The sequence below is a fragment of the Clostridium sp. SM-530-WT-3G genome (assembly GCF_012843905.1).
Taxonomy (GTDB): Bacteria; Bacillota; Clostridia; order Clostridiales; family Clostridiaceae; genus Clostridium.
Window position 1 is genome coordinate 1 of sequence record NZ_JABAGC010000033.1, and the last position, 15858, is coordinate 15858.

Consider the following 15858-nt stretch of genomic DNA (forward strand, 5'->3'; position numbering starts at 1 on the left):
TAGTCTAGAGTCTACTATTTCCAAATTAGGACTAGTAGCTTAAATTTTTCCTATTTACTGCACAAGTCTAGTTATTTTAATTAAAGTCAATCTATATTATTTTATCTTCATCTTTTTTTCATAATCTAAAGCTATAATTTCATAGAAAAATAAATTTAATGAGGTGAATATATTGAGTAAAATTACTAAATCATTTGATGTTTATGGTATGCACTGTAAATCATGTGAATCTGCCATTGAAGAAGAGGTAAATGATTTAAATGGTGTCTTAAGTGTTAAAGCTGATCATAACCAATCAAATGTAATAATTATGTATGAAAATGAACTCTGTGATGAAAACAAAATCAAAAAAGCAATAAAAAAAGCAGGCTACTCAACTAATAAAAATTCTTTTAGTAAATTTTTAGGCCTAGGATTAATGGTTGTTATAATGTTATTTTTAAGTAGCAATTCTTTACTTGGTTATGACACAAACTCACTACTTGAAAATGCATCACTTTTTATGTTATTTGTAGTTGGTTTATTATCATCTCTTCATTGTGTTGGTATGTGTGGTGGAATAATGCTTACACAAACACTAGATAAGGATAATTTACTTACAAGCAAAAAATCTTCTTTTAATACAGCACTTAAATATAATATTGGTAGAGTAATTTCTTATACTTTACTAGGAGGAATTATTGGTGCTTTAGGATCGGTATTTTCTGTATCTATGAAAATGCAGGGTGTAATACAACTTATAGCTGCATTATTTATGATAGTTGCTGGACTTAATATGTTTGGAATAAAATTATTTAAAGGTGTTAATATAAGTATCCCATTTATGAAAAAAAATTGTAGTAAGAGCAGCAAAAATCCTTTTATAGTCGGCCTTTTAAATGGATTCATGCCTTGTGGTCCACTACAAACTATGCAACTTTATGCACTTGGAACTGGTAGCTTTATAATGGGAGCCTTATCAATGTTTGCATTTTCTATAGGTACAGTTCCATTAATGTTAGGTTTTGGATATATCTCATCTAGATTAAGCAAACAACTAAGTAATAATATATTTAAATATAGCGGAGTATTTATAATAATACTTGGTCTTTCTATGGGACAAAGAGGTATAGCATTAACAGGAATTAATATACCATTTTTAAGTGGTATCTCTCAATCTTCTGGTGAACTTGCTCCTATTGTTGACGGATATCAAGAAATTACTATTACAGCTAATAGATATGGCTATAAACCATCAAGTAATCTTATAAAAGGAGATATCCCTGTAAAACTTACTATAAAAGCAGAAGAACTAACTTCTTGTAATAATGTTATGTATTTCCCTCAATATGATCAGTATATTGATTTGAGTAAAGGAGATGTAGTTGCTGAGATAAATCCAAATGGACAAGATATATCTTTTACTTGTTGGATGGGAATGATAAGAGGAAGTATAAAAGTTGAAAAGTAATTATATATAAAAAAAGCTAATCTATCTTAGATTAGCTTTTTTATTCTTTTAAATTAATTTATATCCCCATAACTTCCATAATTAATATGCGGGCAGCTTTGTCCAGCATTATAGTTTCTATATTCACTATCATCTAATTTTTCAAATTTATTTGTTTCTTGATTTAATACTTTAAACTGTGATTCCCCTTGTGCTGAACTATTTTGGTCTATATTTGATACTACTGGATTTACATTAGTAGTAAATGATTGAGTAGCTACTTCTTTTTCATTTGCAAATGCTTTTACTCCTAATGCTACTACTCCTATTACTAATCCTAATGCTAATGTTCCTATTAATGACTTTTTCATGTAAACACTCCCTTATTCATATTTTTATCTTAATAATAGTCAAAAAATATGAATAAAATATGAATAAATTTAAATATTTAATTTCATATTTTATTCACATTTTTAAATTAATATTATCTCATAAAATTTATGGAGGTAAATTAAATGAATAAAGAAACTAAGAAAAATTTAAAACGCTTTTTACCACTGTCTCTGTGTTGTATAATACCTATGTTATTACTTCTGGCAGTTCCTGCAATTGGTGCATATAGTAAATCAGGTGCATTAGCTGTATCATTTATAGCTCCACTTATATGCCCTCTAGTTATGGGAGGAGCATTCTTCTTCTTATTTAAAGGTAATAAGTCTTGTTGTTCTGATAAAGGCAATAATTCTGTTGAAAAATAGGCACATTAGAATTTATATAAGTGATATAAAATAAGGGATAACTATTAAGTATATACATTAAATTAAAAAACTCTTAGAAATAAAATTTAATACAGGAGTGATTTTGATGTTAGAAAAACTAAAACAAGTTTTATATGAAGAATATAAAACAAATGGATTAACAGCAGAAACATTAGCGTTAAGCAGTTCATAGATAAATTTATAAATAATATTCAAAAGGAAGAGTTTGATCAATATAAAAAAAATTTAACACGCTATATTAAATTACAATAAGCCAATAAAAAAGCAGATACCTTAAATAATTTTAAAATTATTTAAGGTATCTGCTTTTTATATCTTTATCTTTAAGTGTACCTAATTGTTGTAAACATTCCACCTGTTTTGTCACATCCATTATTTGACGTATCGTGAGGAATATGACAATGTAGCGGCCATATACCTGGATTATTAGCAGTAAATTCTATATCCCATGTTTCTCCTGATGCCACTAATATCGTATTTTTTTTAATTTGATTTTCTTTTTTTATTGGATATCCATCAGCTCCTACAACACTGAATTGATGACCATGAATATGCATAGGATGATGATTCATTTGTATATTTCCAAATCTTATTCTAACAGTATCACCTAAGCTTACTGGTAATGGATTATCATAAGGAAAGCATCTCCCATTTATAGTAAAAAAATTAAATTCATGTTTCATAAAATCAAGTTCATATTTACCCGGTTTTAATTCACATGGTTTAAGTCCTTTTAAATACCATTCTTGTAGTAAAAGTAAATAATCTTTATAATTTTGACGGTCTTCATTGCATGGATCTTCAACTATAAGACCTCCAAGTAACCCTGCATTATTTTGAATTACGACGCCTACATGAGAGTGATACATATAAGTTCCTGGAGGATTGATTATCTCAAAACAATAGTCAAAGTAACATCCAGGATTTATATATGGAGTTGGCTCAACAGCTGGTACTCCATCCATATTATTAGGTACTTCTAATCCATGCCAATGGACACTTGTTTTATACTTTAAGTTATTTATTACCCTTATACAAACCTTATCACATGGTTTTACTCTTATTGTAGGTCCTGGTGAACAACCATTATATCCCATTCCTTTAGCAAAAATACCTGGAAGTATTTCTATATCTACTTCCTCTGCTACTAAAGTAAAATGTTTTACTCCATTTTTAATTTCATATTCCAAATCTTCTATACCAGGTGTTATAACCATAAGCCCCTCCTTTAATGCAGTTTATATTATCATAACTATTCAAATATATTCATATAAAGTACACTAGCATCTAAAAATGTAAAAAGAGGATATATAAAATAATATTTATATATCCTCTGATATTTATTTTCTATCTAATTTACTACACCACTTTACAATAAAATTAGCTGACTTCGTCTTGCGAAGCAAAGTAATTAATAGCATCTTTAATTGTTATAATATTTTTTACAGATTGTAGTGTTTTCAACAACTTATCAATAAATAATTCCTTGAGAATGCCTTCTGACAAGTGATATTTAAATTCTTGTGGACTTTGAAATTGATATTTAGAAAATTGCTCATTTATAAAAGGTAAAGTAATACACATGGTATAGGCTACCCCTAGTAAATTGACATACTTCTCTATACCAGCTTTACTTCTTACCATATAATTACTAAATGACCAAAAAGTTTTTTGTTGATAAAATATTACTTCAATATTCCAACGAACTTTGTAAATATTATAAATTGTTTTATCAAGTTTATCAGAATCATTTGCTGTTGAATTATCAAAACTATTGATATCATCAGGATTTATTGTGCTCATATATAAACGTACAGACTTGAAAGTCTCTATGTCGGTAGTAGTAACTGTTATATACACAATTTTATCTGTCAAATTTGTTTTTGCTTGTGTATGAGCTATGAAATATTTGCCGTCTTTAACATAATCAAGAGTTTTATAATTAATTCTATGACCTCTTTTTCTAGGACGGCCCCTTTTTCCTGTATGTTTTTCATATGAAACTTCATACATCACAGTATCCGAACGCAAAGCGCCTAAAACATTTATATTTGCAAATTTTTCAATTTCATTTATAAATGGCTTTTTAGTATACCAAGAGTCACATGTAACTATGACTTGATATTCTTCAAGTTCAGGGGCAACGGATGCTACCATATCAGCAGCTAATTTTAATTTTGTTTTTGATTTATCATAGAGTTTGTATTGCACTGGAATTTTAATATAATGAATTTTTTTATTATACATTACTGGAATAGCCATAGCTAAACATACAAAACAATGCCCATTTAAATAATTAGATCCATTTTTACTTGTATGATCAAATAGCTTACTATAACAATCAAAATGTTTTCCAAATTTACTTTGAAGTGTATCATCAACTATTAGATAAATAGTTATATTATTTTTTAATTCATTTGGAATAAGCTTTATTAAAATGTTGATAGTTGCTATCGCTAACTCGGTTATATTAAAATTCTTTTCCGATAAGAAATAGTAAAATCTATTTAAGCAGATGTCCCAATACTTTCTTATAAATTTATCATAAAGTAATTTTATAGACTTAACTTCTTGCATATATAGAATTGAAATTACTATTATCTGAAAGTTATCAAAACTTCGTTTGTAAAAAATATTATTATATGCATTTAAATATTTTTTTAATGTGTTAATTAGTGAATTATTACCAATACTATTCATAGAACCAAACACCGTCCTTACAAAAGAGTTTTATTGGTTGTTATGATTAGTTTGTACTGGAAACGGTTTTTGGTTCGTTGTATTTTATGGTAATTTAATTACTTGTAAAGTGGTGTAAATATTATTCAAAATAATTATTTTATTGCTAATTCTAAATTATTTATTTTTATAAAAATTTACTTCTCAAACTGTGTATTTTCCTACTTTTTAAAGTCATACATGGATTCTACTGAAATACAATTTTCTATAAATAAAAAAATCATAGTTAACCAAACTACGATTTTAATCTATTATAATTTTTTTGTTGTTTCTATTTGCAAAAAACTTACTGGCAGTGTTTTGCTTTTTATAACTTTATTTTTATTTACTATAAGTTGAAGTATATTAACCGCTTCTATTGCAAGTCTTTCAACATCTTGTTTTATTGTGGAAATTTTCAAATGCTCATTAGGATAACTTTTAACTCCATCAAATCCTATTATTTGAACATCATCTGGTATTTTTATTTTTATGTCGTCAAGAGCTTCAATAACATACTGTGCATATCTATCTGTGGCACAAAATATGCCATCAAATTTAATTCCTTTAGTATATGATTCTTTTATAAATTTACTTACTTCATTGCGAAATTCACTAGAGGTACAGTTGCAGTTAAAAATGTTATAATTTAAATTTAATTCTTTACATGCAACTTCAAATCCAAATTTTCTATCATTTAAAGCTGCATTATTTTCTATTTTTCTTGTAATATGTAATAAATTTTTACATTTCCTTTTATATAATTCATTTACTGCTAGTTTGCTTCCATTTACATTATCACTAGTTACATAGGGTATTGATTTATTGTAATATCTTTCTATAGCAACATATGGTAAACTTTCAGTCAAGTAAGGTAATATATTACTATAAGATATTGATATAATGCCATATACTTTATTTTGTTTTGCCATTTCAATATATTCTATCTCTGCTAAATAATCATTTTCAGAATTACATAACAACATCTTTTTTCCTATTTTTTTTAATTCTATTTGCAAATAATATGTAAGTTCAGAAAAAAACGGATTCCATACTGTAGGTAATATAAATACTACATTACTAGCTGTTTTTGTTTTTAATTCTCTTGCCGCTACATTGGGTACATATCCTAACTCTTTTATAGCTTGCTCTATCTTTATTCTTGAAGCTTCTTTTACTTTTACGTTATTTATATAATTCGATACTGTACCTCTAGATACGCCAGCTTTTTTAGCGACATCATTCATATTCGCCACAATATCACCTCATTCTTATTTTTTATTATTATATCATGTAATTATTAAAAAATCTCCCACAGATAGATATTATGCTCTTTCTAATACAGTTATAACAAGCTAATTTGTAATATTATTTACATAAGTATCTCCAATAATTGTTTTATGTTAACATATACTCCCTATATTTTGAACTATCCATAGTTCCACTAAAAGTATCACATGCCTTCTATACTACTTTTATTACGTCTTGATATGTTGTTTTATTCATTATGAATTCTGGTTAATTGCGTATATATATATAGTTATATTATATCAAAAAACACCCACGAAAAACCAAAATTATGATTTTCGTGGGTTTTGTGGTGGAGGTGACGGGTGTCGAACCCGTGTCCGAAAAGAGCGCCATCTATCTTTCTCCGAGTGCAGTTTATGTTTTGACATTCCCTCATAGGCACGCCCATAAACAGGCTTACCTAATCAGTAGCTTCATAAATACCCCTTTAGCTCAAAGCTTTGCTAAACTTCGTTTCCCACTTTAATGACACCAGTGATCCGAGCCGTAGGCAACCCGGGCTGATGAGCAGCTATTAAACTAAGCTGCTAATGCAAAATTATCTTCTGCGTTTACATTTAATGCATACTTTATTAACGAGGACACATGCTTCCCTCGACTCGCTTAATAAACCGCTTCTCTCCCCGTCGAAGCCAAAACACCCCCATAGGTTAAGATGGTTTAATAACTTTATATTTAATTTTCAACTAAGTTCATCTTGTATAACTGATTATAGCTCAATAAATTAGCAGTGTCAAGTTGGGTATTTCTTTAATAAAAAATTGTTTTTTACAATTAATTTTATATATACTATTTTAAATTTTTTTGTTTTTAGTTTAAAAATATAATGTGAATATATTAGCAATTAAAAAGCTAATATATTCACATTATAATCTTTATCTTATATTCGTGCATACTTCCCTATATTCACAATACTTTCTAGATAAAATTGAAGATAATTTCTACTACTCCAATCCATACTATTTTTTATCTTATGAACCATTGGTACATCATCTGTAATTATATTATCTACTCCAAGAGCAATCATATCTTCAGCAGTATCTTTACTATCAATAGTCCATGCATGTATTTCTTTATTCATATCATGAATCTTAGTTATAAGTTCAGGATTTACTAAAGAACTTTCAATACTTAAAAAATCTACATCAATATTTTTCAGTTCTCCTGCACTTACTGCAATAATATATCCATACTTAATCATAGGATCATATGACTTAGCCTCCATTAAACAATTATAATTAAGTGAAGTTATTACAACTTCATCTTCCATATTATATTTTTTAATTAATTCTATAGTTTTCTTTGCTACAGTATCATTTTCTTTCATAGGTTTAAGTTCTATATTAAGCTTAATTTTTCCCTTTGCTTCTTTTAGTATATCTTCTAATGACGGTATTTTTTCATTAGAAAATTCCGGATCATAATATGATCCATTATCTATTTTAGATACTTCCTCATATAATAAATCTTTAATTTCTTTATTACTTCCAGCAATCCTCTTTAAACTAGTATCATGAAAAAGTACTGGTACGTCATCTTTTGTTGTCTGAACATCAATTTCTGCAAAATCTGCACCTTCATTTATAGCTTCTTTTATAGATGCTATACTATTTTCAGGAGCATTAAGTGTACTTCCTCTATGAGCTGTAATCTGAGTATCAATAGGAATTGTCTTATTAAAAATTATATCTGCACCTTTTATTCCTATGAATATTACAAACAAAATTATTGATATCTGAAGATAAGTACTACCAATTGCCTTTGAAATCTTATAAATAAAATTTCTATTATAATCATCATTAGTAGCAAAGTTTCTTTCCTGTACTTTTTCATTTCTTATTTTATAAAATAGTTCAACAAGAAAGCTTATAAATATTGGCATCATTATTATAGATACTAATACATATAAAATATAAAATAATAATAATATTATTCCTCCTATAATTAAAAAATTAATACTATTACTACCCAATACTTTTCCCAAAGCAATTTCTTCAAATATAAATAATTGTTCTAATACTAAATAAATAGTTGTATTTATTATCGTCCAAATAGTTGTATATACAAAAAGAGTAAGTCTATTTCTCTTATAAAATAATTTACTATTTCGCAAACACTCTTTAGCACTCTTATTTTCAATAATAAGTTCTGGGATTGCCAATACCCACCTAAATAACAAAATTGCTATTATAATAATAAAAATGATATATGCTATCTTTCCCATCATGGTTTTAGAAAGTTCTAATGTTACAAATGGTGGTATTGTCAGTTTCCTTATTAAAGAACTACAAAATCCCACTCCTATCAGTGGTCCAATTACTACTGTAATTAAAAACAAAGGAATCATAGAAAAACCTAATGTCTTAGGAACTATCGAAAAACTATTAAATATACCTTCTATCAAATTCACTTTTTCTTTTTTATGAGATTTATGTGCAACATAAGTCAATACCGATACTTCTATAAATATTACAAAAAATGCAATCAGCATCAAAAGAATTGAGCTAAATATTCCCATAGGCGTTGTTGCAAACTTAACAAATTCCTTATTAGTAAGCGAAAAAATCCCTTCTGCTTTCATAAATCTATTAACTATTAAATAATTAATAGGTACAAATAAGAAAGCTACTAATATTTTATAGCACATTTCAAAACATATAACTGCTTTAAAATTATATTTAGCATTACTGTATGTATTTTTAGCCAGGCTAATCATTTCTTTTTTTCTTAAAAATTTATAGCTATTTTTTATCCTTTTAGCTTTTTTTCTTCCAATAATTTTTCCTATCAATTTTTACAACCTCATTAATAATTAATTTAAGTTATATAATTTTCACAATACATTTTTATATAAATCAGGCAGATTCTCTATAGAATCCGCCTGCATCTTTTATCTTAACTATATTATAATCATTCTTTCCTAATTACCTATTGCTTTGTAATAAGTATAATACATTTTCAAAAAATTTTCTATTTTTTTAAATAATTATCTATGGCTGTAGCTGCTTTTTTTCCAGCTCCCATAGCAAGTATTACTGTAGCAGCACCTGTTACAGCATCTCCACCTGCATAAACACCCTTTTTAGTTGTAAGACCTGTTTCCTCTTCAGCTATTATACATCGTTTTTTATTAATCTCTAATCCTTCTGTAGTAGATGAAATAAGAGGATTTGGTGATGTTCCAAGTGCCATAATAACTGTATCTGCATCTATGACAAATTCAGATTCAGGTATTTCAACTGGCCTTCTTCTTCCTGACTCATCTGCCTCACCTAATTTCATTTTTACGCATTTAATTCCTTTAACCCATCCATTCTCATCTGCTAATATTTCTACAGGATTAGTTAATAAATCAAAAATAATTCCCTCTTCTTTTGCATGATGTACTTCTTCTGCTCTCGCTGGAAGTTCTTCCTCACTTCTTCTATATACAATATGACTTTCTGATCCTAGTCTAAGTGCTGTTCTTGCTGCATCCATAGCAACATTTCCCCCACCTACTATAACTGTTTTATTGCCTATATTTACAGGAGTATCATAACTCTCATCTGCAGCCTTCATTAAATTAACTCTTGTTAAAAATTCATTAGCAGAAAATACTCCATTTGCATTTTCACCTTTAATCCCCATAAATTTGGGAAGTCCTGCTCCTGATCCTATAAATGCAGCTTTAAAGTTTTCCTTTTCAAATAAATGATCTAATGTTATAGTTCTTCCAATGATAACATTAGTTTCAATTTTAACTCCAAGCTTCTTTATATTCTCTATTTCCCTTTCTACAACACTCTTCTTTGGAAGTCTGAATTCTGGGATACCATAAACTAAAACTCCACCTGCTTTATGAAGTGCTTCAAATATAGTTACTTCATATCCCATTTTAGCTAAATCTCCTGCACATGTAAGCCCTGATGGTCCTGCTCCAATAACAGCTACCTTCATACCATTACTTGGCTTTTTATTTGTTAAGTCTATATTATTTTCATTAGACCAATCTGCTATAAAACGTTCAAGCTTTCCTATAGATAACGGCTCTCCTTTTATCCCAAGAACGCATTTACCCTCACATTGCTTTTCTTGAGGACATACCCTACCACATACTGCTGGAAGTGAACTATATTTTGCAATTTCTTTAGCTGCTCCCTCAAAATCATTATTCTTTATCTTTGATATAAATGCTGGTATATTTATAAAAACAGGACATCCTGCAACACATTTAGGGGTCTTACAGTTTAAACATCTTGAAGCTTCTTCAACTGCTTCATCTTCATTATATCCAAAGCATACCTCTTTAAAATTCTTTGCCCTGATTTCAGGTTTCTGCTCTCTTACTTGCACCCTTGATAATTTAATGTTTCTGCTCATTATTTATCACCTCTGCATCCACATGATCCATTACTAAAAGTACTGCCTTCCCTCAATTTCAAAACAGCACGTCCTTCTTCAGTTTTATACATAGCCTGTCTTCTTATAGACTCATCATAATCAATTAAATGTCCATCAAATTCAGGACCATCTACACATGCAAACTTAACTTCATTTCCAACAGTCACCCTGCAAGCACCACACATTCCAGTTCCATCTACCATTATAGGATTTACACTTACTGTAGTAGGAATATTTAATTCTTTAGTAAGCTTAGACATAAACTTCATCATAATCATAGGACCTATTACAACTGCGTAATCGTATTTTTTATTTTTATTATTTACTAAATCACTTAAACAATCTGTAACTCTACCATTAAAACCATATGAACCATCATCAGTTGAAACATATAAATTTCCAGCTACTGATCTTAATTTATCTTCATAAATAAGAAGCTCTTTAGTTCTGCTGCCTAAAATAACATCAACATCAATCTCATGATTTTTCATCCATTTAACTTGAGGATATACAGGAGCAGCTCCTACACCTCCAGCTACAAAAATAATCTTTTTATGTTTTAAATTATCTATGCTATCGGTTACAAATTCACTTGGTTTTCCAAGAGGTCCTACAACATCACATAATTCTTCATCTGTTTTAAATTGAGAAAGTTCCATGGTGCTCTTCCCAACAGTTTGAAATACAACTGTTATTGTTCCTTTACTATCATTACTATCGGCAATTGTAAGTGGAATTCTTTCACCTTTTTCTGTATTTTTCACAATTATAAACTGTCCTGGTTTTGCACTTGAAGCAATCTTCTCCGCATATATTTCCATTTGAAATATATTTTCTGTAAGCTGTTCTTTGCTTACAATTTTGTACATATATCAGCTCTCCTTTATAAACTTGCTAATATATATTACGCTCAATATATTTTTTTCAGAATATTATATATTAACTTTTTATATATTATTCTGTATTATATATGCTTTAACCCTCATTTACTAAAGGAAAATTTATATTTATTAAAGTAGATATATACTTATTTTTTATATATATATCCCCATTATTTTCTTCTATTAATTTTTTTATTTCATTAAGGTTATATATATCTTCCCATCCATCAATGAAATTGAAATAAATTTCTTTTATTAAATTAATAATTTTTTTATCTCGCACATGAGTACAGCTGTTTTCTATTTCAATAACTGCACTTTCAAATACTTTATAAACTCTGACTATTATTATTCCATCATGTTCTAAATAATTAACTGTATTTTCTCTTATTGAAGACAATATATAAAATAGTACATCATCATTTATATCAATCTGATTACTTTCTATACCTTCTTCTAATAAAACATGTATTCCTTCATCTAATGCTGGTTTTAATGCTTTATATATAACAGAATTCTCATTATTCTTTATAGATACAACATTAGATACTTGACTATTTTTTACACATATTTTATCCAAAGATTCCCCTAATTCTTTCCATCTACGTAATAAATATAATCCATATAAGTATGATATCTGTGCTCCGTAATCATGTTTTATTTTTCTTAGTTCATTATTTTTAATTTCTAATGCTGTATTAACTTCTTCCATGCTATCAAGTTTATTATCAAATTCTATGGTGATATATACTATTGCCATTGTAAATAATAATATATTTATTATCATAATCTTATTTATAATCATTATTGTATATATAACATTAACAATACCGTCACCACTATACTCAATAATATTTTTACTAAATGAATCTATTATCAACATATCCAAAAAGAATCCTGATATAATCATTAAAATAGTAAGTATTACATTTTTACTTATAACATGAACATACCTTTTTATATAGTCATAAAAAATACTACTTATACTCATGAATAAGACAAAAAAGCAAAAATTAATAAAACAAAAATTATCTACTTTAACCTTACATTTAGTAAGAAATTCAATTGTTTTCACACACACACCATTTATCTGAAGATAATTAATAGATAAACAAATAAAATATGCTACTGCGTATGACATTACAGCCTTTTTCCGATTTTCCTTATAGAAATAAAAAATATAGGTTAAATTAATAATATGAAGTAGTACCATTGTCTTAAAAATATTACCAATATTCAAAAGAACAATAGCATTTAACATGATTAAAACCATATTTACAGCTATTATATTTTTTTTACTACGCACATTTATATTAATTATTTTAATAATCCATAGTATTTCTAAAATTAATTGAATCCATAAAAATATAAAACTTCTCATAATACCCCCAAAATATATTAATCACAAGGTAGTGATATTTTAAAACTTGTAATTAAATCTGTACTACTTACTTCAACATGCCCATTATTCTTTTCAACTAATTCTTTTACTATATTTAATCCAAAGCCGTGACTTCTATCATAATTTCTTTTTGTAGTAAATCCAGCACTAAATATATTTTCCAGCTGATCTTCTTCTATTTTAGGTCCATTATTTTCTATAATAATTATTACATTATCTTCTTCCCTATATGTTTTTGCATTTATTATTCCATTTTTTCCAGCAAATCTTCGTGCGTTATTAGTTATATTTAATATTATTCTATATAATTCCATCTTATCTATATCTACCATTTCAAGGCTATATCTCTCATCTATATTGACATTTACGCCTTCTTTAATTGCCTGCACTAAGGTCATCTGTAATATAGAAATACTTTTTTCATTACTTACTTCAATACTACTGGCTTCCCCATTATTATTAATTATATCTTTAAGCTTCTGACCTACTTCTTCTATTTTCCCCTCTTTATATAGATTATTTATCTCCTCAATTGCATTTCCATGACAGTCCTTAATTTTTTTTAGTTCTCTATTTATATAATTTAATTTAAAATTCAGATTTACCGTTTTCTTAACTTTAAAATATCTAATCATACATAAAATTAAGTATAAAACAAAAAATACTACAAATCCTTTAAATATAAATATTTCAAGTAATTTCACATGACTTATTGATAAAACTTCAGTAATAATTAAGAAAATGTCTGCTACAAAACTTAAGATAATTATTAAAAATCTATATCTTACTTTATTCTTTATATCGTCATATACCTCAACTACACTTTTTGCTCCATACCAATATACAACCATTAATACAACTACAACTATAGAATTTACAAGTGTAAATTCAATCCCATCTCCAAAGAGAACATACTTAGTTGCTGAATACATAAGGCATTCATAATAACATGCAGAATATGCAAGTATGGCCTCATGTAGCTTATCCTTATAAATTGTTCCACATATCAAAAAAAATCCTATACAATGAGCCTCAATTATAATAATTGATTTTCCATCTAGCATTAGCATTAATCCAAGTGTTAACAATATAAAAATCAAGAAAGATTTCACCCATTTAATCCTATCTATTTTCATATCCTCACTTAAGCACTTCGATACTGCATAAAGAAATACGCCGCCTTGATATGCATAGCTTAGGAAATCAATTAAAAAATAGTTATTAAAAATCATTATTCCCCCATGCCAATCATAGTTTTCTATAATGTAATTCCTACACTTACTCTTAAACCATATTGAACCATAATTTAAATAATTTTTTACTTTTATACCTTTATCTTTTTACTAAGTTATTTCTGCTTTTTATCTTCTAGTTTACTTAGATATATTAATTTTTTCTCAATATCTCATAGATTTTTTACTTTTGTCATATATTCCATAAACTCTTCAATTAATTTTTATATACTTTTATCACTGTTTTTATTTATATATGTTCGATTATTAATTATAGCACTTTTTTTGTTATTTATCAACATTTATTCCAAGTTATTTCCATTTTTCTTGTTTTTTCTAACAAATCAGTTTTGTACCATTATTTTCTTGAACATATTGTTATGAACTATGAACATTGATATGATAATATTGTTCAATTCAATATGTTCAAATAACTTTTTGGGGAAAAATTAAAAAACACTAAGTAAAACTAATAAATACATGTTTTACTTAGTGTTTAAATCCTTTAGCTAAAAATTAATATATTCGATTATTTTGTTACTTCCGCTATTTTAGTTAATGCTGAATTATTAACTGATACTTGCTGTTCATTACCAATTAATTGAGTATATTGCTCTGGAGTAAGCTTAGCAACACTAGTTGGCAAGCTTATTTCTTTATTTTCAGCTTTAGTACTTGTAGCATTAACAACTAATGAAACTTTACCTAAATCTTTAATTTCAATATTAATATTAGAAGCTGAAGTATATTTGTCATCTTCAAATACTTCTTTAGAAGAAATTGTTGAACCTTTTATAGCATCCTTTATAGAAGTTACTCCTTGTGTAAATCCTTCAGATGCAATTTGATTTTTAATTTCTGCTATCTGTTCTGCATTTAATTCTAATGCAAAAGTATTATTTACATTATCTAAATTTTTAGATAAAGCCTTTATTCCTTTTACCCCTAAATCTACCATTTGATCTGAATCTAGATCCATAGTATATTCTCTTCCATTTTGAGTATATGGTAAATCTATATCGCTATCACCAAAAATTGATTCAGAAAGTTTTATTATTTCATTAGGATCAGTCATCATTTTATTTAATTCCACATTATTCATTCCAGAATCTATTGCAATATACTCTGCATTAATATTTTTTAATCCTTCTGGAACCGCCTGTCCCATCATTGTGTATATTCCCTCATAATATGATTTATTTATATAAGCAGTTGCTCCATCTGTATATGCTTTAATTTCTGGAATATTAAATACACCACTTGGATCTGTAAATTTAATCTCTGAATATGATTTATCGCCTGATTTAAATGCTGTTGAAGAAAAAGATATAGATACATTCTGTGCAGCTTTATTAGCTTCAAGATTTAAAGTTCCCTTTGATTCTGAAGAACATGCTCCCCATTCTAATGTTTTAGTTACTTCTTTCATATAATTATTTGTTGTTTGTCCACATCCTGTAAATGTAATCAAGCTCATTGTTGCAGTCATAACAATAGATAAAGTTTTTTTCATTTTCATTTTTCATTCCTCCATAAAAAGCGTGTTTGGTATTTTTTGTATTTTTATTATAGCACCTCCTACTTGTATTTATTGTAAATTTTTTTATATTTATCTTAATATTATCTTAAATTTATTTATGTATAATTTAAATTTTTATTATGAGCTATATACTTCATTTGTATTCATGTATATAAAAAGCCCAGCATGAGTTTCATGCTGGGC

12 protein-coding genes and 1 other RNA gene are annotated in these 15858 nt (G+C 27.3%); 2 read left to right on the forward strand and 11 right to left on the reverse strand.

All coding sequences use genetic code 11. The features are described 5' to 3' along the window. The first annotated feature begins 172 nt into the window (after window positions 1–172). Complete coding sequence (locus tag HF850_RS11465; RefSeq protein ID WP_169105581.1) at window positions 173–1450, forward strand: sulfite exporter TauE/SafE family protein; 1278 nt, start codon at window positions 173–175, stop codon at window positions 1448–1450. A 53-nt stretch (window positions 1451–1503) separates the two neighbouring features. Here HF850_RS11465 and HF850_RS11470 read toward each other — a convergent pair whose 3' ends face one another. Beyond that, a complete protein-coding gene (locus tag HF850_RS11470) occupies window positions 1504–1800 on the reverse strand; it encodes a hypothetical protein (protein ID WP_169105582.1) in 297 nt (98 codons plus the stop codon). A 144-nt stretch (window positions 1801–1944) separates the two neighbouring features. Between HF850_RS11470 and HF850_RS11475 the strand changes: the two genes are divergently transcribed. Further along, window positions 1945–2187, forward strand: coding sequence for a hypothetical protein (locus HF850_RS11475; RefSeq protein WP_169105583.1), 243 nt, complete (start codon window positions 1945–1947; stop codon window positions 2185–2187). Between the two features lie 344 nt (window positions 2188–2531). Here the strand turns inward: HF850_RS11475 and HF850_RS11480 are convergent, their stop codons facing one another. The 10 genes from HF850_RS11480 to HF850_RS11525 all read right to left on the reverse strand — a co-directional run bounded on the left by HF850_RS11480 (window position 2532) and on the right by HF850_RS11525 (window position 15654). Next, the gene (locus tag HF850_RS11480) at window positions 2532–3425 is read right to left on the reverse strand and encodes a multicopper oxidase domain-containing protein (protein WP_169105584.1); all 894 of its coding nucleotides are present in this window, start codon (window positions 3423–3425) and stop codon (window positions 2532–2534) included. 163 nt (window positions 3426–3588) lie between these two features. Then, window positions 3589–4908: a transposase gene (locus HF850_RS11485; protein ID WP_169105585.1), complete on the reverse strand. Its 1320-nt coding sequence runs from the start codon at window positions 4906–4908 to the stop codon at window positions 3589–3591. A gap of 290 nt (window positions 4909–5198) precedes the next feature. Then, window positions 5199–6173, reverse strand: a complete 975-nt coding sequence (locus tag HF850_RS11490; RefSeq protein WP_243159477.1) for a LacI family DNA-binding transcriptional regulator — start codon at window positions 6171–6173, stop codon at window positions 5199–5201. 351 nt (window positions 6174–6524) lie between these two features. Continuing rightward, window positions 6525–6882, reverse strand: a transfer-messenger RNA (tmRNA) gene (gene ssrA, locus HF850_RS11495). A gap of 235 nt (window positions 6883–7117) precedes the next feature. Then, window positions 7118–9028, reverse strand: a complete 1911-nt coding sequence (locus HF850_RS11500) for a glycerophosphodiester phosphodiesterase (protein ID WP_169105587.1) — start codon at window positions 9026–9028, stop codon at window positions 7118–7120. A gap of 179 nt (window positions 9029–9207) precedes the next feature. Beyond that, window positions 9208–10599, reverse strand: a complete 1392-nt coding sequence (gene gltA, locus HF850_RS11505) for an NADPH-dependent glutamate synthase (RefSeq protein WP_169105588.1) — start codon at window positions 10597–10599, stop codon at window positions 9208–9210. Then, window positions 10599–11489 (reverse strand): sulfide/dihydroorotate dehydrogenase-like FAD/NAD-binding protein, encoded by an 891-nt coding sequence (locus HF850_RS11510; RefSeq protein ID WP_169105589.1) that lies wholly within the window; start codon window positions 11487–11489, stop codon window positions 10599–10601. The genes gltA and HF850_RS11510 overlap by 1 nt, the downstream gene beginning before the upstream one ends. A 106-nt stretch (window positions 11490–11595) precedes the next feature. Then, a complete protein-coding gene (locus HF850_RS11515; protein WP_169105590.1) occupies window positions 11596–12882 on the reverse strand; it encodes a hypothetical protein in 1287 nt (428 codons plus the stop codon). 17 nt (window positions 12883–12899) lie between these two features. Continuing rightward, window positions 12900–14135, reverse strand: coding sequence for an ATP-binding protein (locus HF850_RS11520; protein ID WP_169105591.1), 1236 nt, complete (start codon window positions 14133–14135; stop codon window positions 12900–12902). Window positions 14136–14664: 529 nt separating this feature from the next. Next, complete coding sequence (locus HF850_RS11525; RefSeq protein WP_169105592.1) at window positions 14665–15654, reverse strand: hypothetical protein; 990 nt, start codon at window positions 15652–15654, stop codon at window positions 14665–14667. Between the last annotated feature and the right edge of the window lie 204 nt (window positions 15655–15858).